Source organism: Streptomyces sp. NPDC041713 (assembly GCF_055591085.1).
In genome coordinates, this window is sequence record NZ_JBVIZY010000001.1 from 317,051 (window position 1) to 337,739 (window position 20,689).

The 20,689-nt window shown below is 73.2% G+C and carries 21 protein-coding genes; 7 read left to right on the top strand and 14 right to left on the bottom strand.

Annotated features, from left to right (window positions below):
- Positions 1 to 20 precede the first annotated feature (20 nt).
- Positions 21 to 842, top strand: coding sequence for an EI24 domain-containing protein (locus tag ACZ6CV_RS01345; RefSeq protein WP_469248680.1), 822 nt, complete (start codon positions 21 to 23; stop codon positions 840 to 842).
- Here ACZ6CV_RS01345 and ACZ6CV_RS01350 read toward each other — a convergent pair.
- Together ACZ6CV_RS01350 and ACZ6CV_RS01355 are read right to left on the bottom strand one after the other, a co-directional pair.
- A complete protein-coding gene (locus ACZ6CV_RS01350; RefSeq protein WP_469248682.1) occupies positions 800 to 2,092 on the bottom strand; it encodes a pyroglutamyl-peptidase I in 1,293 nt (430 codons plus the stop codon). The genes ACZ6CV_RS01345 and ACZ6CV_RS01350 overlap by 43 nt on opposite strands.
- A 59-nt stretch (positions 2,093 to 2,151) precedes the next feature.
- Positions 2,152 to 2,475, bottom strand: a complete 324-nt coding sequence (locus ACZ6CV_RS01355; protein WP_469248683.1) for a hypothetical protein — start codon at positions 2,473 to 2,475, stop codon at positions 2,152 to 2,154.
- Between the two features lie 236 nt (positions 2,476 to 2,711).
- Here ACZ6CV_RS01355 and ACZ6CV_RS01360 point away from each other — a divergent pair, with 236 nt between their 5' ends.
- Positions 2,712 to 3,320, top strand: coding sequence for a TetR/AcrR family transcriptional regulator (locus ACZ6CV_RS01360; RefSeq protein WP_469248684.1), 609 nt, complete (start codon positions 2,712 to 2,714; stop codon positions 3,318 to 3,320).
- 374 nt (positions 3,321 to 3,694) lie between these two features.
- Complete coding sequence (locus ACZ6CV_RS01365; RefSeq protein ID WP_469248685.1) at positions 3,695 to 4,321, top strand: LysE family transporter; 627 nt, start codon at positions 3,695 to 3,697, stop codon at positions 4,319 to 4,321.
- Between the two features lie 1,059 nt (positions 4,322 to 5,380).
- On the opposite strand, the gene ACZ6CV_RS01370 is transcribed toward ACZ6CV_RS01365, so the two are convergent.
- Positions 5,381 to 6,283: an aminoglycoside phosphotransferase family protein gene (locus ACZ6CV_RS01370; RefSeq protein WP_469248686.1), complete on the bottom strand. Its 903-nt coding sequence runs from the start codon at positions 6,281 to 6,283 to the stop codon at positions 5,381 to 5,383.
- Positions 6,284 to 6,291: 8 nt separating this feature from the next.
- Positions 6,292 to 6,885, bottom strand: a complete 594-nt coding sequence (locus ACZ6CV_RS01375) for a TetR/AcrR family transcriptional regulator (RefSeq protein WP_469248687.1) — start codon at positions 6,883 to 6,885, stop codon at positions 6,292 to 6,294.
- Positions 6,886 to 7,041: 156 nt separating this feature from the next.
- On the opposite strand from ACZ6CV_RS01375, the gene ACZ6CV_RS01380 reads away from it, so the two are divergent.
- Entirely contained in the window at positions 7,042 to 8,211 is a 1,170-nt protein-coding gene (locus tag ACZ6CV_RS01380; RefSeq protein WP_469248688.1) for an agmatine deiminase family protein, read from the top strand.
- A 130-nt stretch (positions 8,212 to 8,341) separates the two neighbouring features.
- Here ACZ6CV_RS01380 and ACZ6CV_RS01385 read toward each other — a convergent pair whose 3' ends face one another.
- On the bottom strand, positions 8,342 to 9,325 hold the full coding sequence (locus tag ACZ6CV_RS01385) for a LysR family transcriptional regulator (RefSeq protein WP_469248689.1): 984 nt from the start codon (positions 9,323 to 9,325) through the stop codon (positions 8,342 to 8,344).
- Between the two features lie 49 nt (positions 9,326 to 9,374).
- On the opposite strand from ACZ6CV_RS01385, the gene ACZ6CV_RS01390 reads away from it, so the two are divergent.
- Complete coding sequence (locus ACZ6CV_RS01390; RefSeq protein WP_469248690.1) at positions 9,375 to 10,193, top strand: NAD(P)-dependent oxidoreductase; 819 nt, start codon at positions 9,375 to 9,377, stop codon at positions 10,191 to 10,193.
- A 389-nt stretch (positions 10,194 to 10,582) separates the two neighbouring features.
- Here ACZ6CV_RS01390 and ACZ6CV_RS01395 read toward each other — a convergent pair whose 3' ends face one another.
- Together ACZ6CV_RS01395 and ACZ6CV_RS01400 are read right to left on the bottom strand one after the other, a co-directional pair.
- Positions 10,583 to 11,581 (bottom strand): aldose epimerase family protein, encoded by a 999-nt coding sequence (locus ACZ6CV_RS01395; protein ID WP_469248691.1) that lies wholly within the window; start codon positions 11,579 to 11,581, stop codon positions 10,583 to 10,585.
- A gap of 50 nt (positions 11,582 to 11,631) precedes the next feature.
- Positions 11,632 to 12,540 (bottom strand): SGNH/GDSL hydrolase family protein, encoded by a 909-nt coding sequence (locus tag ACZ6CV_RS01400; RefSeq protein WP_469248692.1) that lies wholly within the window; start codon positions 12,538 to 12,540, stop codon positions 11,632 to 11,634.
- Positions 12,541 to 12,881: 341 nt separating this feature from the next.
- Between ACZ6CV_RS01400 and ACZ6CV_RS01405 the strand changes: the two genes are divergently transcribed.
- Positions 12,882 to 13,376 (top strand): DUF3145 domain-containing protein, encoded by a 495-nt coding sequence (locus ACZ6CV_RS01405; RefSeq protein WP_362367444.1) that lies wholly within the window; start codon positions 12,882 to 12,884, stop codon positions 13,374 to 13,376.
- A gap of 97 nt (positions 13,377 to 13,473) precedes the next feature.
- On the opposite strand, the gene fabF is transcribed toward ACZ6CV_RS01405, so the two are convergent.
- The 5 genes from fabF to ACZ6CV_RS01430 all read right to left on the bottom strand — a co-directional run bounded on the left by fabF (position 13,474) and on the right by ACZ6CV_RS01430 (position 18,437).
- Positions 13,474 to 14,736 carry a beta-ketoacyl-ACP synthase II gene (gene fabF / locus ACZ6CV_RS01410; RefSeq protein WP_469248693.1) on the bottom strand — a complete coding sequence of 421 codons (1,263 nt, stop codon included), beginning with the start codon at positions 14,734 to 14,736 and terminating at the stop codon, positions 13,474 to 13,476.
- Between the two features lie 70 nt (positions 14,737 to 14,806).
- Complete coding sequence (locus tag ACZ6CV_RS01415; RefSeq protein WP_055531551.1) at positions 14,807 to 15,055, bottom strand: acyl carrier protein; 249 nt, start codon at positions 15,053 to 15,055, stop codon at positions 14,807 to 14,809.
- A 99-nt stretch (positions 15,056 to 15,154) separates the two neighbouring features.
- Positions 15,155 to 16,156, bottom strand: coding sequence for a beta-ketoacyl-ACP synthase 3 (locus ACZ6CV_RS01420; protein ID WP_469248695.1), 1,002 nt, complete (start codon positions 16,154 to 16,156; stop codon positions 15,155 to 15,157).
- Positions 16,157 to 16,182: 26 nt separating this feature from the next.
- On the bottom strand, positions 16,183 to 17,094 hold the full coding sequence (locus tag ACZ6CV_RS01425; protein WP_362367453.1) for an ACP S-malonyltransferase: 912 nt from the start codon (positions 17,092 to 17,094) through the stop codon (positions 16,183 to 16,185).
- Positions 17,095 to 17,183: 89 nt separating this feature from the next.
- Positions 17,184 to 18,437 carry a PucR family transcriptional regulator gene (locus tag ACZ6CV_RS01430; protein ID WP_469248696.1) on the bottom strand — a complete coding sequence of 418 codons (1,254 nt, stop codon included), beginning with the start codon at positions 18,435 to 18,437 and terminating at the stop codon, positions 17,184 to 17,186.
- A gap of 70 nt (positions 18,438 to 18,507) precedes the next feature.
- On the opposite strand from ACZ6CV_RS01430, the gene ACZ6CV_RS01435 reads away from it, so the two are divergent.
- Positions 18,508 to 19,170, top strand: coding sequence for a pirin family protein (locus ACZ6CV_RS01435; RefSeq protein WP_469248697.1), 663 nt, complete (start codon positions 18,508 to 18,510; stop codon positions 19,168 to 19,170).
- A 75-nt stretch (positions 19,171 to 19,245) separates the two neighbouring features.
- On the opposite strand, the gene ACZ6CV_RS01440 is transcribed toward ACZ6CV_RS01435, so the two are convergent.
- Both ACZ6CV_RS01440 and ACZ6CV_RS01445 read right to left on the bottom strand, forming a co-directional pair.
- Positions 19,246 to 20,067 (bottom strand): serine hydrolase domain-containing protein, encoded by an 822-nt coding sequence (locus ACZ6CV_RS01440; RefSeq protein ID WP_469248698.1) that lies wholly within the window; start codon positions 20,065 to 20,067, stop codon positions 19,246 to 19,248.
- Between the two features lie 19 nt (positions 20,068 to 20,086).
- Positions 20,087 to 20,569: a GNAT family N-acetyltransferase gene (locus ACZ6CV_RS01445; RefSeq protein WP_469248700.1), complete on the bottom strand. Its 483-nt coding sequence runs from the start codon at positions 20,567 to 20,569 to the stop codon at positions 20,087 to 20,089.
- Between the last annotated feature and the right edge of the window lie 120 nt (positions 20,570 to 20,689).

The following is a 20,689-nucleotide window of genomic DNA, read 5'->3' on the forward strand; positions in this document are numbered from 1 at the left end:
CTGCGGCTAAGGTGTGCCGCATGCGCGATCTGGGTGTGGGTTTCGGCTACTTGGTCAAGGGGCAGCGCTGGGTCGCCCAGCACGGCAGGCAGTACGGGTGGGGGCTGCTGCCCGGCCTCATCACCCTCCTCCTCTACGCGGCCGCGCTGGTCGCGCTCGCCCTGTGGGGCGCCGACCTCGTCGGCTGGGCCACGCCCTTCGCCGACGACTGGTCCTCACCGTGGGCCGGCCTCTTCCGCGGCTTCCTGACCGGCCTGCTCTTCGCCCTCGCGCTGCTGCTCTCCGTCCTCACCTTCACCGCGATGACGCTCCTGATCGGCCAGCCCTTCTACGAGTCGCTGTCCGAGAAGGTCGACATCGCCGAGTCCGGCCACGCCCCCGAGTCGGGGCTGCCGCTCTGGCGCGACCTGTGGATCTCCGCGCGGGACAGCCTGCGCATCGTGGTGCGCGCGGCGCTGTGGGGCGTGCTGCTCTTCGCGCTCGGCTTCATCCCGGTCGCGGGCCAGACGGTGGTCCCGGTGATCGGCTTCTGTGTGACGGGGTTCTTCCTGGTCGAGGAGCTCACGGCGGTCGCCCTGCAGCGCCGCGGCGTCGAACTGCGCGAGCGGCTGCGGCTGTTGCGCGCCCGCAAGACGCTCGCCTGGGGGTTCGGGGCGCCGCTCGCCGTCGCCTTCCTGGTGCCGTTCGTCGCGGTGTTCCTGATGCCGGGCGCGGTCGCGGGCGCGACGCTGATGGCACGGGACCTGCTGGGCGAGGACAACACGGACGGCGACGGCGGCGGTCGCACACCGGGTGCGGATCAGGACGACGACGCGGCCACCCGGAGGATCTCCCGCACCTGAGCGATGATGTCGAGCCGGTTCCGCACGAACTCGGGATCGGTGACCTCACCCGTCGCCGGGTCGGTGTTGCCCGCGCCGAACTGCAGGACGGGCGTGTGCACATGGCCGCCCGGCAGCCGGTCGTGCAGCCCGAGCCGGTCGCGCAGCAGCGTCGCGCGGTAGGCGATCTCGTTCGACAGGTAGTTCCCGCCGCCGCCCTCGCGCGCCGTCGACCCCTCGGTGGGCCCGTCGGGCCGGACCACGGGCGCGGTGCCGCCCGCAGGGATCTCGGTCACCGACGTGTTGTCGTACACGGGGAAGCGCCCGGTGCGCGCCTCCGTGATCGCCTTGTACGGGAGGGTCGTCGACGTCCACTGGGGCTGCGTGGCGGGATCGGTGACCGGGACGGTCTCGGTGCGCGACAGGTTGTCGTTGTCGGGGAAGCCGCCGCGCCAGGCGCCGTTGGTCCGCTCGACGTCAAACTTGCCGACGCGTCCCTGGCTGATGGTGGTGAAAAGGTCGACGTGCGGCAGGTGGGGCCGCAGCGCCCGCTCGACGGCGCCGTCGGCGAAGTCCTGCCAGCGCACGGGGAATGTCATCGCCTCGATGCGGGCGGGCCCGTCGGCGGTGCGGATCGTGGTGCCGTCCAGGGCGAGCGCGGTGGCGCCCGAGGGGTTGCTGATGCGGACGTCCCGGTCGAGGGTGAACGGGTCGAAGCCGGTGACGAGGATGCGCTTGACGTGCTTCCCGCCGCGGTACGAGACGGTGTCCTGCCCCCGCGATGACCGCTCCAACGCGCCTATGAGCGCGGCGCGTTGGCGTGCGGTGAGCGTGAACCGGGTGGGCTCCCATCCGCGTAGCTCCCGCGTCATCCCGAGCCGCGCCCAGTACAACGGCCGGTCGTCGTCCCGGCTGATCGCGTCCCGCCTCCCGGCGGGCCCGCGCCCCTGCGCCCGGTCGACGGCACGCCGCCACAGCGCCGCGCCTTCGCGCACGACGAGCCGCCGCGCCTGGTCGTAGGAGCGGGCGGTCCCGAGCGCGCGCTCCAACGCGGGCGCCACGGAGTCGAACCCGCTGCGCCGCAGGATCTCCTGCGGAGCGGCACGGTCGAGGCGGGCCTCTTCGGTGGTGGGGGCGGTGCGGTCGGGGGCGGTGTGGTCGGCGGCGGGGCGGCCGGGGGCCGGGGACGCGGCGGAGGCGGACGCCGGCAGCCCGAGCCCGAGCCCGGCGAGCAGAGCGGCGACGCCGAGGGCACCAAGTCGTATGTGCACGCGAGTCCTTCCGTAAGTGATGAGGTGGCGGAAGTATCGCGGGGCGCGTGGGGCGAGCGCTACGGCGCCCGGCGCAGCATCCGGACGCGTGCCGCCGCGGCGAGCAGGGCGCAGCCGAGCGCCCCGACCACCAGGTCGGTCCACTCCGGGGCCCCTGCGCCGCGCAGCACGGCGGAGACACCGAAGGCGGTGTCCCATCCGGACTCCGTGATCGCGGAGCCGAAGCCCTGGACGAGCAGGATGAACCCGAAGAGGGCCAGCGGTCCCACGGAGGATGTGCCGCTCTTCTTGCCGTCGGGGGCCTGCCGGACCGGGACCGGCCCGGTCTGCGGTGTCTGGGGTGTCTGCGGTGTCTGTGGAGTCTGTGGTGTCTGCGGTGCCATGTGCGTGTCTCCCTGAGGGCGGCGCCTGCCTTTCGCGCGGCGCGCCGATCGTTCCGATGCGGTCGCATCAGATCATGCATCCGAGCGGGATATGATGCAACCGCATCGAAAAGTCGAATCGGAAAGTCGAATCGAAAAACCGCATCGAAGAACCGCACCGGAACCACGTGCCTCCCCCCGACGCCCCGACGCCCCTGCACCCCTTCGTCCCGTGCTCCCGGAAGGAGCCCCCGCCCGTGCCCAGACAGGTCGATTACGACAACCGCCGGGGCCTCATCGCCGAGGCGGTCTGCGCCCTGATCGCCCGCTCCGGGATGGAGTCCGTGAGCCTCCGCGACGTCGCGGCCGAGGCGGAGGTGTCGATGGGTGCGGTGCAGCGCTGCTTCCGCACCAAGGACGAGATGCTGCTATTCGCCCTGGAGGGCCTCTCCCAGCGCGTCGGCGACCGGGCGAAGGCGCGCGTCGAGGCGTCCGGCACCCCGCGGTCCGCCCTGACCCTCCTGGACCGCACGCTCTCCGCCCTCGCCCTCGTCGACCCGGAGGACCGGACGGAGGCGCAGGTCTGGGGCGCCTTCGTCGCCCACGCGACGGTGAGCGAGCCGCTGGCGGCGGTGCTGCGCGAGACGTACGGAAAGCTGCACGACCTCCTGGTCTGGCTGATCGGCTACGGCCAGGACACGGGCGAACTGTCCCCCCGCCTCGCCCCGTCCACCGAGGCCGCCACCCTGCTGGCCCTGACGGAGGGCCTCACCGCCCAGGCCTTGGTGGGCCACCAGACGCCGGAGTCGGCACGGGAGGTCCTGGGACGGTACGCGGCGGGACTGGCGCGGGACGCCGCCGCGTAATTCGGGGTGCCGGGCGGGGTGCGCGGCGGGACTGGCGCGGGACCTCGCCGCGTAATTCGGGTTGCCGGGCGGGGTACGCGGCGGGACTGGCGCGGGACCCCGCCGCGTAATTCGGGTTGCCGGGCGGGGCACGCGGCGGGGCTGGCGCGGGGCTCCGCCGCGTAATTCGGGTTGCCGGGCGGGGCACGCGGGGGGACTGGCGCAGGACCCCGCCGCGTAAATCGGTTGCCGGGCGCGCCCGGCTGACGGGACGCTCGGCCCATGCACTCGTTCCCGGCCACCACCGCCCCGCTGCCCGTCGCCGTCCCCGCCGCCCGTCCGGCGCCGGCGCAGCAGCAGGCCGGCCGATCGCGGAGGCCGATGCGCGCACACGCGTGAGCGCGGTCCTGGTCGCGGGGTTCCTCGCCGGGTACGGCATCGCCATGCCGGTCGGCGCCGTCGGGACCTACCTCGTGGCCCTCACCGCACGCACGACCCTGCGCACCGGCGCCTGCGCCGCCCTCGGCGTCGCGACCGCCGACGGCCTCTACGCGCTCGTCGCCGCGGTCGGCGGCGCCTCGCTGACCGGTGTGGTCGAGCCGGTCCTGACGCCGCTGCGCGGGGCTTCGGTCCTGGTGCTCGTGATCTTGGCGACGTGGGGCGCGGTGCAGGCGGTCCGCCGCTACCGCGCACACGACGACGTCGCCGCCGGGCCCGGCACGCCCCTCGGCCCCGCCCGCGCGTACGGCGCCCTGCTCGGTCTGACGCTCCTGAACCCCGCCACGGTCGTCTACTTCGCCGCGCTGGTCCTGGGCAGCCGGGCGACGGCTTCGCTGACACACCTGGACCAGGCGGCGTTCGCGCTGGCCGCTTTCACGGCGTCGGCAAGCTGGCAGCTCCTGCTCGCGAGCGGCGGCGCGCTGCTGGGCCACGCCCTGACCGGCCGCAGGGGCCGCCTCCTGACGGCACTCACGTCGAGCGCGCTGATCGCGGGGTTGGCGGCGCATCTGCTGGTGAGCTGAGGGGGGAGGGGCGCGTGGACGGTGCGGGCAGCCCCCCGGCGTGCCGCAGCGTGTTGGCGGCGACGGCGTCCGGCGCCTATGAACCGGGGCCGTCGGGGCCGGCCAGCGCCGACGGCGCCTGCGGTCGGCTACCCGGCCACCCGTTGGGTCAGCCGCGCGATGACGCGGCGCGCGATGCGGCGTGTGGCTGGCGGCGCCCATTGCCCACGACTCGTGAACGACGGAGCCGCCAACGCTGACGGCACCAGCGGACAGCTACCCGGGGCTACTTGCTCGGTCAGCCGCGCGGTTACGGGGCGCGATGCCCGCGGGGCCGGCTACGCATCTGTCGGCGAGTTGACGGCGCCAACGGCCGGGTGGCTGGACGGTGTTGGCGGCGCCCAAGGCCTAAGCCCCGGGGCGTAGGAGCCGTCAGAGCCGACGGCGCCTGCGGGCGGCTACCCGGGGCTACTCGCTCGGTCGGCCGCGCGGTGACGCGGCGCGGGGCCGGCGGCGCCCAACGCCCACGGTCCGTGAGCCGTCAGTGCCGACCACTGTCTCGTCCGAGCCGACGACTGCGTCGTCTGAGCCGACGGCGCCTGCCCGGCCGCCCGTTCCGTCAGCCGCGCGACAACGCGCCGCGGGCCTGGCGGCGCATCTGCTGGTGAGCTGACGGCGGCGTCGGCCGGGTGCGTCGACCGTGTTGGCGGTGCTCAGCGCCCACGGCCCGGGAGCCGTCAGAGCCGACGGAGCCATCCGAGCCGTCAGGACCGCCGGCGCCTGCGGTCGGCCACCCGGCCACCCGTTCGGTCAGCCGCGCGATGACGCGGAGCGCGATGCGGCGTGTGGCTGGCGGCGCCCATCGCCACGACCCGTGAACCAGCGGAGCCATCCGAGCCGCCAGGGCCGACGGAGCCTGCGGGCGGCTCCCCGGCCGCCCGTCCCGTCAGCCGCGCGATCCCGCGGCGCGCGATGCGGCGTGGGGCCGGCGGCATCCAGCGCCCCGGCCCGTGAGCCCACGGAGCCGTCAGCAACGTCAGCACCGACGGAGCCGTCAAAGCCCCCCACGCCTCCGGTCGGCTACCCAGCCCCCCGCCCCGTCAGCCGTGCGACCACGCCACGCGCGATGCGGGCCATCACCGGGTTCGTCCGGCGGTAGTACGACAGTTCCATGAGGGCGATCGTCAGGGCCCAGCCCCGCCCCCGCGCCCACATCGCGTCGTCCGCCGCCCGGCCGAGCGCGGTGCGGAAGGCCTCCCGGGCCTCGGCGTTCATCAGGTACCACGCGGAGATCAGGTCGACGGCCGGATCGCCCGTACCCATGCACCCGAAATCGATGACCGCGCCGAGCCGGCCCCGCTCGACGAGGATGTTGCCCGGCTGCAGATCGCCGTGCACCCACACGGGCGGACCCGGCCACGCCGGGGCGTCGAGCGCGGCCTGCCACACCGCCGCCGCGGCGGGCCCGTCCACGGCGTCGCCCAGCGCGGCGAGCACCGCGCGCGTCTCGTCGTCGCGCTCCGCCATCGGGTCGCTCCGGTAGGCCGCGGGCGCCCCGGCCGGGTCCACCGCGCGCAGCGCGGTCACGAACTCCGCCACGTCCTTACCGAACAGCACCGGCTCGGCGAGCTCCCGGTCCGGATCGGGCGTCTCACCCTCCAGCCACCGGAAGACGGACCACGGATACGGGTACCCCTCGCCCGGCCGCCCCTTCCCCAGCGGTACGGGAATCGCGACCGGCAGCGCGGGCGCGAGCCGGGGCAGCCAAACCTGCTCCCGCTCCACGTCCCGCGCGGCACCCGCGACCCGCGGCAGCCGCACCACCATGTCCGCACCCAGCCGGTACATCGCGTTGGACGTCCCCGCGGAGTCCACGCGCGCCACGTCGAGCCCGCCCCACGCGGGGAACTGCGCCCTCACCAGCCGCCGCACCAGCGCCTCGTCGATGTCGGCCTCGTCGGCGTGCATCTTGCCCGTACTCATGGATCCCCCTACCGCTCAGGGCGCGGACGCCCCAACTCCACGTCGACCGCGCCGCGCAGCAACTCGTGGGCCCGGTCGAGCGGCAGCGACTCGCTCAGCCACCGCTCGCTCAACCCCTCGACCAGCGCGGTGAGCCGCTCGGCCGCGGCCTCCGCGTCGACCCCGGCACGGGCCTGCCCGGCGGCCTCGGCCCGCCGTACGAGGTGCGCCAGGTCCTCGGCCCACTCCCGGGTGGCGGTGGCCAGCTGCTCGCGCAGGTCCGGGTCGAAGACGGCGGTGGCACGCAACTCGCCCCACGCCGCGCTGTTCTCCCGTACGCGGGGGGTGTCCTGGAGCTCCAGGAGCAGCAGGTCGGTGAGCTGGGCGCGGGGGTCGTGGTCCGGGGCGGCGTCGAGGGCCGGGTCGGTGTAGCGGACGGCGCGGCGGCCGATGAACTCCAGCGTGCGGCGGAGCAGCCCCGCACGGTCCTTGAAGTGGTAATAGATCAGCGCGGTCGAGACGCCGGCCTCGGCGGACACCTCCTCCACCCGCAGCCCGCGCACGCCACGCCGCGCGATGAGCCGGGCGGCGGCTTCGAGGATCTGGGTGGGCCTGTCCGGCATCGCGTACTCCACTGCCTGAGGAAACCGCCTGAGGAAGACGGTCGACGTGTCCGATGCCCGATCATGCCTTACGCTCGTACTGACCGAATTTTCAGTCAAGGTCAGCCAAGGTCAGCCACAGTCAAGGTCAGCCAAGGTTAGTCAAGGGGATCGATCATGTCCTTCGCGTTCACGCGGATGTCCAGGCGCCGGGCCGTGGGGATCGGGGGCCTCGCCGCCCTCGGCGCGACGCTGAGCGCCTGCGGGGGCGGGGGCGGCGGCGAGAGCGGCCGTACCGGCGGGCGGGGCAGGAGGGACCGGGCCGGGCCGGCCGCCGCGACCCCCGGCGGCGACCGACGCATGCCCGAGGAGTCGGCGCCGCACGAGCTGACGTACATGTCCTGGCCGACCCGCCGCATCTGGAGCACGGACGTGCACGCCGTCCGCGAGGACATCGCGCGGATCGCCCGGACGATCGCCGAGTTCGAGCCGGTGACCCTGCTGGCGAACGGGCGGGACGTGGCTGCGGCCCGGCGCGCCTGCGGCTCGGGCGTGACGGTCGTGCCGGTCCCGGTGGACGACCTGTGGATGCGGGACACCGGACCGAGCTTCGTCCTCGGCCCGGACGGCATCGCGGGCGTCGACCTCAACTTCAACGGCTGGGGCGACAAACAAGAGCACGGCCGCGACGGAAAGGTCGCGCGCGAGATCCTCGCGGACCGGCACATCGCCAGGATCGAGGCGCCCCTCGTCGGGGAGGGCGGCGCGATCGAGGTCGACGGCGCCGGCACGCTGCTCGCGACCGAGAGCTCGCTGGTCAACGAGAACCGCAACCCCGGAAAGTCCCGCGCCGACATCGAGCGCGAACTGAGGGGACTCTTCGGCGCCACCGAAGTCCTCTGGGTGGACGGCGTCCGGGGCGAGGACATCACGGACTGCCACATCGACGCGCTGGCCCGCTTCACCGAACCCGGCGTGGTCCTCATGAGCACGCCGAGCCCGGCGGCGCCCGAGGACGTCTGGACGAAGGCGTACGCCCAGGCGCGCGAAGCCCTGGGCGCGGCGAAGGACGCCCGGGGCAAGCGCCTCGACATCGTCGCCCTGCCGGAGCCGTCCGACATCGGCCGCCGTGGCAACGACTTCCTCGCGACCTACGTGAACTACTACGTGGCCAACGGCGCCGTGATCATGCCCCGCTTCGGCGACAGGAAGGCGGACGACGCGGCGGCGTCGACCGTGCGGGACCTCTACCCGGGGCGGCGGGTCGTCCAGGTCCCGGTGGACGCACTGGGCGAGGGCGGCGGCGGCATCCACTGCGCGACCCAACAGCTGCCGCAGCAGGGCTGAAGAGCACCGGACGCGCCCTCCCCGCACCGGAGTTGACGCTCAGGCCGGGGCACCCCGGCGACGCCCCCGCCCTCCCCGCGGCCCACCACCTCCCGCACCCGCGCCGCTGGATCGCCTGAGCGCGGCCCGCTCAGCCCACCCCTCCCGCCGCCACGCGCAGCGCCGCCAGGAACGGGGTCGTCGCGGGGGTGGGTGTCAGGGTTCGGGGGGTTGCCGCGTACACCGTGCGGGCGGGGAGGCCCTCGTCCCGTACGGGTACCAGGGTGATGTCCGGTCGTATGCCCTCCGCCGCGAGTGCGGGGACGAGGGTCACGCCGAGGCCTGCCGCGACGTAGCCCTGTTTGGCCGTCCACTCCGCGACGACGTGGGCCACGCGCGGGCGGAAGCCGTGGCGGAGGGCCGGGGCGAGGAGGGCGCGCTCACCGTTGCGGGTGCCCGACACCCAGTCCTCGGCGGCGAGTTGGGGCAGGGTCACTTCCGGCTCGGCCGTCAGCGCGTGGCCCGCGGGCAGGGCGACGTACAGTTCCTCGTCGAGCAGGTGGTGCAGGTCGTACGCCTCGCCGGGCCGCGCGCCGCCCGTCGACGACACCACCGCCAGGTCGAGTTCGCCCTCCGCCAGGCGGGCCAGGAGGGCGGGCGTCAGGCCCTCCTCGCGGGTCAGGACCACGCCCGGGTGGCGGGCCCGGAACCCGGCGATGGCCCGCGGCACCAGCCCCGCGTCCGCCGTCGCGAACGCCCCGACCCGCAGCGGCCCGCCCGACGCGTCCCGCAGGGCCGCCAACTCCCGCCCCACGATGCTCAGTCGGGCCAGGATGTCCCGCGCGTGCGGAAGCAGGGCCCGGCCCTGCGCGGTCGGCCGCACCCCGCGCGGCAACCGGTCGAAGAGCGGCGCCCCGCCCAGCGCCGCCTCCAGCGCGGAGATCTGCCGCGACACCGCGGACTGCGTCCACCCCAGCTCCCGCCCGGCCACCGTGAAGGAGCCGTGCCGGGCCACGTCGAGGAACGTGCGGAGCCAGACGGTCGACAGTTCGGGGGGTGACAGGTTCGGGAGTGAGGGGTCCGAGGGTGTGGTGGTGGGCCCCTGCGTGGCATGCGGGTTCGGCATGGCTCGCATGCTAGACATTCGCTTGTCGCATGACGGAGCCGGGCCTAGCGTCGACCGCATGGAAAAGATCGCATTCCTCGGCCTCGGTCACATGGGCGAGCCGATGGCCCGCCAACTCCTGGCGGCCGAGCACCCGTTGACCGTCTGGAACCGTACCCCCGCGAAGGCGGAACGCCTCGTCGAAGCGGGGGCCACGGCCGCCGCGAGCCCCGCCGAGGCCGTACGCGACGCCGACGTCGTCATCACGATGCTCGCGGGCCCCGACGCCGTGCGCGAAGTCGCCGACGCGGTCCTCCCCGCGCTGCGCGCCGGCTCGTACTGGGTGGAGATGTCGACCGTCGGGCCGGATACGGTACGGGAGTTGGCGGACCGCGTCCCGGCCGGCGTCACCCTCGTCGACGCCCCCGTCATGGGCAGCACGGACAAGGCGGCCGAAGGGCGGCTCGGCGTCCTCGCGGGCGGCGACGCGGGCGCCGTCGAGCACGTGCTGGCCCGCTTCGGTCCGGTCACCCGCACCGGCGCGCCCGGCTCCGGCGCCGCGCTCAAGCTCGTCGTGAACACGGCGGTCTTGGGTGGCGTGGCCCTGGTCGCGGAGGCCATGAAGCTCGCCGACTCCCTGGGGCTCGCGGAGGGCACGGCGCGGGAGGCGCTTGCGGCGGGGCCGCTCGGTGGTGCGGTCGCCCGGGCCTTCGCGGAGGGCGTGCACTTCGCCAACGACCTCGCGGTCAAGGACGTGGCCCTCGCGACGGGGGTCGCGGGGCTTCCGGTGATGGAGGTTGTGCTTGACCATTACAGGGCGGCGTGCGCGGACCCGGCGGTGGCCTCGGAGGACATCTCCCGAGCGGTTCCCTATATCCGCGCCCGACCCTCTACGTGAGCGGGGGCCGCGGGCCGTTGCGGGGAGGGTCCGGTGCGGGGGCGGATCGGTGCGGGGGCGGATCGGTGCTTTGCCGGGTGCGGCCCGGTGGGGGCTGGTCGCGCAGTTCCCCGCGCCCCTAAAACGGCACCTCCGGCGCCGTCCACGGCCACGCCCCGTAACGGACGCGGGGAACGGGACGAGCAACCCCGACTGACCCGCAGGGAAGTTGTAAGGGGTGCGGGGAACTGCGCGAGCACCCCCCACCGGCCCACAGGAAGGTTGTCAGGGACAGTGAGGGATAGGGGCGCGGGGAACTGCGCAAAAAAGCCTCCGCCCGCAGCACCGCTGGGACACTTACCCGCACCGCCGCGTCCCACCCCGTGAAGAAAACCCGCGCCGGATGACCCTCACGTCACGGAGAACCCGTACACCGTCTCCGAGGCGAACACCTCGCCCGGCCGCAGCACCGTGGAGGGAAACCCGTCCCGGTTCGGGGAGTCGGGAAAGCGCTGCGTCTCCAGCGCGATCCCCGCGCAGGGCGCGAACGGCAGGTCCGGCGCGAAGTGGTCGCCCGTGTAGAGCTGGAGCCCCGGCTCGGTCGTCGAGACCGTCAGGACCCGGCCCGAGCCCGGGTCGCGCAGCGCGGCCACCTCGACCGGCGCCGCCGTGACCCCCTTGTCGAGGACGTAGTTGTGGTCGTAGCCGGGGCCGGCGCCCGCCGTCTCGCGGAAGTCGTACCGCGTCCCCGTCACGTCCTCGTACGCCCCGGTCGGAATCCCGTCGGCGTCCGTGGGGGTGATCCGGGACGCGGCGATCCGCACCTCGTGGCCGAGCGCGTCGCTCCCGCCGTGCGCGCCCGCCAGGTTCCAGTACGTGTGGTTGGTGAGGTTCACGACGGTCGGGGCGTCGGTGGTCGCCTCGTAGGCGATCCGCAGCGCGCCCGCCTCGTCCAGCGTGTACGTCGCCGAGACCGCGAGGCGCCCGGGGTAGCCCTCCTCGCCGTCGGGGGAGACCCGCGCGAGCCGTACCCCGTGCCCGCCCGCGGGCTCCGCGTCCCAGACGTGCTTGTCGAAGCCGCGCTCGCCGCCGTGCAGGGCGTTGGGGCCGTTGTTGCGCGCGAGGCGGAAGGTCCGTCCGTCGAGCGCGAAGGAGCCGCCCGCGATCCGGTTCGCGTACCGCCCCACCAGCGCCCCGAAGTAGGGCCCCGGATGGGCCAGATACCCCTCCAGGTCCCCGAACCCCAGCGCCACCGGCACCGGTGCCGCCCCGCCGGATCCGCCCGGAACCTCCGCCGACTGCACGATGCCGCCGTACGTCAGGACGCGCACCCGCACCCCGCTCCGTTCCAGGGTCCAGCGGTGGACGGGCGTGCCGTCGGGGAGCGTCCCGAAGAGTTCACTGCGCATGATCGAGACCCTACGCCGGGCCGGGCCGCGCCCGTACGGCAACGGTTCGCCTAGGCCGCCGGCTTGCGCGCCGTCACCTTGCGGTAGGCGATCTCGGCCAGCCTCGCCTGGCCGTTCTTGCTCGGGTGGAACCAGTCCCAGTGGCTCAACTGGTCGCCGTCGAAGCGGTAGTCGAAGACCGCACCGCCGTCGTACCGGCACCGCCGGTCCTGGTCGCAGACCTCCTCCAGGACGTCGTTGTACGCGACCACGCGATCCTGCACCTTCGCCCGCCGCTGCGTCGCCTTGGCGTCCAGGTCATCGGGGTCGGACAGCATCGAGGCGCAGATGCCCAGCTTCCACACCTGCTTGCCCAGCGGGTTGGTCCGCCCCTGCGACCAGAGCCGCTTCAGGTCCGGCACCGACGCCACGTACACCTGGGCCTTCGGCAGTTCGCGGCGCAGGGCCCGCATCGCCCGCTCGAAGTCGGCGCGGAAGTCGGCGACCGGCGTCATCGAGGAGACGGAGTGACGGCAGGCGTCGTTGGCGCCCGTCATCACCGTGACCAGCTCCGGCCGCTCGGCGGCGGCCTGTTCGACCTGCCGGGTCAGATCCGCCATCCGCGCCCCGGTCTTCGCGTGGTTCCAACTGTGCGAGGAGGCCCGCGCCTTCCCGAGCAGCCGGGTCGCCAGGCTGTCGACCTCGGCGTCGGTGCCGGTCGCCCAGGACGCCTCGGGGCAGTCGGAGAGCACCGAGCAGGCGTCGAAGCCACGGGTGATGGAGTCGCCGACGGCGGCCACCGAACGGGGCGAGGTGTCCCAGACCGGGGTGGGCGAGGGGGCGGGCTTGGCGTGGCCGGGCGAACCCGGCGCCGGCGAGTTGCCGCCCTGCGCGTCACACGCGGTGAGCGCCCCGCCACACAGAAGGGCCGCGGTCGCGAACGCGACCACGGCACGCGAGCGGCGCCTGCGACTGTGCATCCCTGCTCCCCTCGGTCGTTCAACGTGACGTCGTGCGCGCGGCCGGGGTTGCGCCCCGCCGGGTGAATGGTCGGCGTTTCCTGGCCTTCGGACCGACGGTACGTCACACTCCTTGCGCCGCCGCACGGTAGCCTCGGCCCCGTAGCCGCCGGGCCTGTCGCTGTCACGGCAGCGACAGGGCGGGTGTCCACCCGGTGGCGCCCCGCTGCAGTGGTTCCGCTAAATTACATCACGTCACATCTGTCCCCTTTTCCCAGGTTTATCTAGTATTTGGGAAAACTGCTCGGCACGGGCGCGAGGCCGCTGGGGAAGGCGAACCTCGACCCACACTGGAGGTCCCGGTGACGACACGTGGAGTTCTGTACGTGCACTCCGCTCCGCGCGCGCTGTGCCCACACGTCGAGTGGGCCGTCGCGGGCGTGCTCGGCGCGCGCGTGAGCCTCGACTGGATCAGGCAGCCCGCCGCGCCGGGCACCTGGAGATCCGAATTCTCCTGGCAGGGCTCGGTGGGCACCGCGTCCAAGCTCGCCTCCGCCCTGCGCGGGTGGGACCTGCTGCGCTTCGAGGTCACGGCCGAACCCTGCGCGAGCGCCGAGGGCGAGCGGTACAGCGCCACGCCCGAGCTCGGCATCTACCACGCGGTCACCGGCATCCACGGCGACATCCTGATCCCCGAGGACCGGCTGCGTGCCGCGCTCGCCCGCTCGCAGCGCGGCGAGAGCGATCTGGAGGGAGAGCTCGCCAAGCTCCTCGGCAAGCCCTGGGACGACGAGCTGGAGCCTTTCCGGTACGCGGGCGAGGGCGCGCCCGTGCGATGGCTCCACCAGGTGGTCTGACAGATGGTCTGACAGGTGGTTGACGCCCGCCTTCCGGCAGGCAACGCGAAGGGGCCCCACCGGGTGGTGGGGCCCCTTCGCGTACGTGCGGGTGGACTCAGACGGTCCGGAACGCCAGGACGACGTTGTGGCCGCCGAAGCCGAACGAGTCGTTCAGCGCCGCGATCCTGCCCTCGGGCAGCGCACGGGCCTCGTCACGGATGACGTCCGCGTCGACCTCGGGGTCGAGGTTCTCGATGTTGATCGTCGGCGGGGCCATGCGGTGCTTGAGCGCGAGGACCGTGGCCACGGTCTCCACGCCGCCCGCGCCACCGAGCAGGTGACCCGTCATCGACTTGGTGCTGGCGATCGCCATGTGGTCCACGTCGTCGCCGAACGCCTTGCGCAGCGCCTTGATCTCCGCGACGTCACCCTGCGGCGTCGAGGTCGCGTGCGCGTTCACGTGCACGATCTCGGCGGGCTTGAGGTCGGTCGTGTCGATCAGGTTCTGCAGCGCCGCTGCGATGCCGTTGCCGGACGGCTCGGGCTGCGTGATGTGGTGGGCGTCGGCCGAGATGCCCTGACCGACGGCCTCCGCGTAGATCTTGGCGCCGCGGGCCTTGGCGTGCTCCTCCGACTCCAGGACGACCACGCCGGCACCTTCGCCGAGCACGAAGCCGTTGCGGTCCGCGTCGTAGGGGCGCGAGGCACCCTGCGGGTCGTCGTTGTTCTTGGACATCGCCATCATGTTGCCGAACGCGACGATCGGCAGCGGGTGGATCGCCGCCTCCGTGCCGCCCGCGACGACGACGTCGGCGCGGCCGGTGCGGATCATCTCGATCGCGTAGCCGATGGCCTCCGCGCCCGAGGCGCAGGCCGACACCGGGGTGTGGACGCCCGCGTGGGCGCCCAGCTCGATGCCGACGTTGGCCGCCGGGGAGTTGGGCATCAGCATCGGCACGGTGTGCGGGGAGACGCGGCGTACGCCCTTCTCCTTGAGCACGTCGTACTGGTCGAGCAGCGTGGTCACGCCGCCGATGCCGGAGGCGATGACGGCGCCCAGACGGTGCGGGTCCACCGAGGTGTCCTCGCCCGCCTTCGCGGTGAAGCCGGCGTCCGCCCAGGCCTCCTTGGCCGCGATCAGCGCGAACTGCGCCGACCGGTCCAGCTTGCGGGCCTGCGGGCGGGGGATGATCTCGCCGGGCTCGACGGCGATCTGGCCGGCGATGCGGACGGGCAGCTCGGCTGCCCAGTCCTGCTCCAGCGCGCTGACGCCGGAGCGGCCCGCGAGCAGGCCCTCCCACGTCGACGCTGCGTCGCCACCCAGCGGTGTGGTTGCGCCGATACCGGTGACGACCACGGTGCGATTGGTCGAGTTCACAGGAAAATTCTCCACGGTGTTGAGGGGATCAGCGGCGCCACCGCCGGGTGGCGACTGAGCTACGGCCTGGTCAGGCCTGGTGCTCGAGGATGTACTTGGTCGCGTCGCCGACCGTCTTGAGGTTCTTGACGTCGTCGTCGGGGATCTTGACGTCGAAGCGCTCTTCGGCGGCGACGACGACCTCGACCATGGACAGCGAGTCGACGTCCAGGTCGTCGGTGAAGGACTTGTCCAGCTGGACGTCCTCGACCGGGATGCCGGCGATCTCGTTCACGATCTCCGCGAGACCGGCGACGATCTCTTCCTGAGTGGCGGCCATGTCGGCGCTCCTTCTTGTGTATCCAGAGGGTGTGGCGCCCGCCGCAGGAGCGGCAGGGTGGTTTACAGCCGTACGGACCGGATGGTCCGGACGGAGTGCCTAGGGGAGGGTAACGACCGTGGCGGCGTACACGAGACCCGCCCCGAAGCCGATGACGAGCGCGGTGTCGCCGCTCTTCGCCTCGCCGGTCGCCAGGAGCCGCTCCATTGCGAGCGGGATCGAGGCGGCCGAGGTGTTGCCGGTGGTGCGCACGTCACGGGCGACCGTGACGTGTTCCGGCAGTTTCAGAGTCTTCACCATCGAGTCGATGATCCGCTCGTTGGCCTGGTGCGGAATGAAGACATCCAGGTCGTCCGCGGTGATTCCGGCCGCGTCCAGCGCCTGCTGGGCGACCTTCGCCATCTCGAACACGGCCCAGCGGAAGACCGCCTGGCCCTCCTGCGTGATGGCCGGGAACTTGTCGGGCGCGCCGTTGCGGTACGCCTCCCAGGACTCGGTCTGCTTGATCGTCCCGGCCTTGTCGCCCTCCGAGCCCCAGACCGTCGGACCGATCCTCGGCTCCTTGGCGGGGCCGACGATCACGGCACCCGCGCCGTCACCGAAGAGGAACGCCGTCGCCCGGTCGCTCAGGTCGGTGAGGTCGCTGAGCCGCTCCACGCCGATCACCAGGACGTACTCGGCGGAACCCTCGACGACCATGCCCTTGGCGAGGGTCAGGCCGTAGCCGAAGCCGGCGCAGCCCGCGGAGATGTCGAACGCGGCGGGCCTGCCCGCGCCGATCTTGTCCGCGATCTCGGTCGCGATGGCCGGGGTCTGCTTGAAGTGCGAGACGGTGGAGACGATCACGGCGCCGATCTGCTCGGGCGTGATGCCGGCGTCGGCGATCGCCTTGCCGGAGGCCTCCACGGACATCGCGGCCACGGTCTCCTCCTCGGAGGCCCAGTGGCGGGTCGCGATGCCGGAGCGGGAACGGATCCACTCGTCCGACGAGTCGATCGTCTCGAGGATGACCTCGTTCGGCACGACGCGCGTGGGACGGTAGCCGCCGACACCCATGATCCGTGCGTACGGGTGGCCCTGGCCGGCCTTGATCTTCGACATGCGCTACGGCTCCTTGTCGCTCTCGGCTAGGAATGCTCGGCGACGAGCTCGCGGGCCGCGTCGAGGTCATCGGGGGTCTTCACCGCGAGCGTCTTGACGCCCGGCAGCGCGCGCTTGGCGAGACCGGTCAGGGTGCCGCCGGGGCACACCTCGATCAGCGCCGTCACGCCCATCTCCTTGAAGGTCTCCATGCACAGGTCCCAGCGGACCGGGTTGGCGACCTGTCCGACCAGGCGCGTGATCACGTCGGCGCCGGCGTCGACCGCCTTGCCGTCGCGGTTCGAGACGTACGGGAACCGCGGGTCGCCGAGGTCGAGGCCCTTGGCGGCCTCCTCCAGCTGGGCCACCGCGGGAGCCATGTGCTCGGTGTGGAACGCGCCCGCGACCTTGAGGGGGACGACCTTGCGGACGCCCTCGGGCTTGTCCTCGGCGAGGGCGGCGAGCTGCTCCAGGGTGCCCGCGGCCACGATCTGGCCCGCGCCGTTCACGTTCGCCGGGGTCAGGCCCAGCTTCTCCAGGTGCGGGACGGTGACCTCGGGGGAGCCGCCGAGCAGCGCGGCCATACCGGTCTCGGTGACGGCGGCGGCCTCGGCCATGGCCAGGCCGCGCTTGCGCACGAGCTTCAGGGCGGCGTCGTCGGTGAGCACACCGGTGTACGCGGCGGCGGTGATCTCACCGACGCTGTGTCCGGCGACGGCGCCGGGCGTGATGTCACCGAGTGCCGCGGCGGAGAGCAGACCGGCGGCCACCAGCAGCGGCTGGGCCACGGCGGTGTCGCGGATCGCGTCCGCGTCGGCCTGGGTGCCGTAGTGGGCGAGGTCGAGCCCGATGGCGTCGGACCAGGCGGCGATGCGGTCCGCAGCACCGGGGAGGTCGAGCCAGGGGGTCAGGAAGCCGGGCGTCTGAGCGCCTTGGCCGGGAGCGACGAGTACGAGCACTCTTACACTCTCTCTTGTGGACGGTGGGGCCCGCCCGTGGGGACAGGGACGAAGAACAGCCGGGGTAATTGTAGGAGGCCGACAAAACCCTACGACTGGGGATCCCCGTCGGCCAGCCGCCCCAGGATCAGCGCGATGCGCAGCGTGAACGCGGAGCGCACATCGGAAGGCGACCAGCCGGTGACGTCAGTCACACGTCGGAGCCGGTAGCGCACGGTGTTGGGGTGGACGAAGAGCATCCGGGCCGCTCCTTCGAGGCTGCTCGCCTGTTCCAGATAGACGCTGAGCGTCTCCAGGAGCGCGGAGCCCGCCTCCTCCAGCGGTCTGTAGATCTCCTCCACCAGCTGGTCGCGCGCCGCGGGATCCCCGGCCATCGCGCGCTCCGGCAGCACATCGTCCGCGAGGACGGGGCGCGGCGCGTCCTGCCAGGCGGCGCAGGCCTTGAGCCCGGCGGCCGCGGCCTGCGCGGAACGGGTCGCGGCGAGCAGGTCCGGCACGATCGGGCCGGCCACCACGGGCCCGGCCGCGTACGGCCCGATCAGGGACTTCGCCACGTGCAGCGGGTTGTCGTTGCCGCCCGCGATGACGACCAGGCGGTCGCCGAGCACACCCGTCAGGACCTGCAGCTTCGCGTGCCGGGCGGCGCGGCGGATGGCCTCGACGGTGAGCTCGCTGTCGCCGTCGGGTGCGGTCCCCAGGATCACGCAGACGTGTTCGGGGGAGTTCCAGCCGAGGGCGGCGGCGCGGGAGACGGCGCCCTCGTCGGCCTCGCCGGACAGCACCGCGTTGACGACAAGCGATTCGAGCCGGGCGTCCCAGGCACCGCGTGCCTCGGCGGCCTGTGCGTACACCTGAGCGGTGGCGAAGGCGATCTCACGTGCGTAGACGAGGAGCGCCTCGCGCAGCACGGACTCGTCCCCGGGGGCCGCCACCTCGTCGATCGCGGACTCCATCACCTCGATCGTGGTGCGCACCATCTCCACGGTCTGGCGCAGGGTGATGGCCCTGGTCAGCTCGCGCGGCGCGGTCCCGAAGACGTCGGTCGAGATGGCCTGGGGCGCGTCCGGGTGCCGGAACCACTCGGTGAACGCGGCGATACCGGCCTGCGCGACCAGACCGATCCAGGAGCGGTTCTCCGGCGGCATCGCCCGGTACCAGGACAGCGTCTCGTCCATGCGCGCGATGGCCTGCGCCGCGAGACTCCCGGACGACTTCTCCAGACGCTTCAGCGTCGCGGCGTGGGCATGGGCACGCCGGGCGTCCTGACCGGACTCCCGGTGCGGCTCCTGACGGAACTCCTGGGGGAACTCCTGGTGGGATTCGTTCGCTGAAGGTTCGGGCACGGGACAAGACTGCCTCATCGGGGCGGGGACATGCGGTGGCGGGGGCCGGAGAGGGCCTACCGTGGGGTGCGTGATCGACGTACGGCGCTCCGAGGACCGGTACCGCGGCGGGGAGACCGCGGCCGGCATCGAGTCCTTCCACGCCCTCTCCTTCGGGCCGCACTACGACCCGGACAACCTCCGCTTCGGCGCGATCCTGGCCTGCAACGAAGAGCGCCTCGCGCCCGGCTCCGGCTTCGACGAACACCCGCACAGCCACACGGAGATCGTGACGTGGGTGGCCGAGGGCGAGCTGACCCACCGCGACTCCACCGGCCACGCGTCGGTGGTGCGCCGCGGCGACGTGCAGCACCTGTCCGCCGCGGGCGGCGTGCGCCACGTGGAGCGCAACGACGGCCCGGCGCCGCTCGTCTTCGTCCAGATGTGGCTGGCCCCGCGCACCCAGGGCGGCGACCCGTCCTACGAGGTGGTCCGCGGCATCGCCGACTCCACGCCCTACGCGGTCCCCGGCGCGGGGGCGCTGCTCCATGTCCGCAGGCCGGCGGCGGGGGAGCGGCTCGGCATCCCGGACGCGCCGTTCGTGTACGTGCATGTGGTGCGCGGCGCCCTGGACCTGGCCGGCGAGCGCCTCGCCCCGGGGGACTCGGCGCGGATCACCGGGGAGCGAGGCCTGGAGGCGGTGGCGGCGGACGCCGCGGAACTCCTGCTCTGGGAGATGACGGACGCGGTGTAGGGGTGGGGCGCAGCTTCTCGCGCAGGGGTACGAGGAGCAGCTCCTCGTATACGGGTACGGGTACGGGGCGGGCGCTCAGCCGCGGAGTTCGGCGAGCACCGCGTCGGTGAACGGCGGCCACACCTCGGCGGCCCACGGTCCGAAGGGCCGGTCGGTGAGGGCGACGCAGGCGGCCCCCGCGTCGGGGTCGACCCACAGGAACGTGCCCGCCTGACCGAAGTGCCCGAACGTCCGAGGCGAGGACGAACTCCCTGTCCAGTGCGGCGACTTGGCGTCCCGGATCTCGAACCCGAGCCCCCAGTCGTTGGGGTTCTGGTGCCCGTACCCCGGCAGGACGCCCTTCAGCCCCGGGTACGTCACGCTCATCGCCGCCGCCACGGTCCGCACGTCGAGCAGCCGCGGCGCCTGCACCTCCGCCGCGAACCGCACGAGGTCGTCGACGGTCGACACCCCGTCCTTCGCGGGCGACCGGTCCCCTTCGAGTGAGGTGGACGTCATGCCCAGCGGCTCCAGGACCGCCTGGCGCAGATACTCCGCGAAGGGAATGTCCGTCGCCTTGGCGATGTGGTCGCCGAGCACCTCGAACCCGGCGTTCGAGTAGAGCCGCCGCGTGCCCGGCTCCGACGTCGCCCGGTGCTCGTCGAACGCGAGCCCGCTGGTGTGCGCGAGCAGATGCCGCACCGTCGAACCCTCGGGCCCGGCCGGCTCGTCGAGCTCGACGGCCCCTTCCTCGTACGCGACGAGGGCCGCGTACGACGCGAGGAGCTTGGTGACCGAGGCGAGGGCGAACCGCCGGTCGGTGGGGCCGTGCGCCCCGACCCGCGTGCCGTCCGCACGGACGACGGCGGCGGCAGCGGTGGGGACCGGCCAGTTCTCGATCAACGCCAGGCTTCGCATGGGGCCGAGCCTATGCGCCCTACAGGGTCAGCCGCATCGAGGGGTCGGGCTTGCGCACGAAGCCGAGCGCCACGTAGAGCGGCTCCGCCTCGGCCGAGGCGTTGAGGTCCACCTGGCCCGCACCTCGCGCGCGGAACCAGTCGAGCAGCGCTTCCATGCAGGCCCGCGCATGCCCCTTGCGCCGCTGGTCCGGGTCGGTGGCGACGCTGAACACATGGCCGACCCGGCCGTGCGCGTTGCCGACCCGCCCGATCCGGTACTCGATCGTCCCGACCACCAGCGCCGCGAGCCCGCCGGGCCGCTCCGGGTGATCGACGACGAACGCCGCGAAGTCCCCCTCCGGCTCCCGCAGCCTGCGCCGCAGGGTCACCAGGGACTCGGCGTGCCAGCTGGTGTCGGACTCGGCCCCGGAACGGGCGGCGAAGACCGAGTCGATCATCACCTGCCGCAGTCTGATCAGTTCCTCGGCATCCTCTGGCGTGGCACGGCGTACAAGGCTCATGTCCCGGACGGTAGTGACCACAGGCTGAGACGTCTCGCGATTTTCCCCGGATCCGCTTGCTTGGAGTCCACTCCAAGGTTTTAGCGTGAGGACCATGACGGTGATGGAGACCAGGGCGAT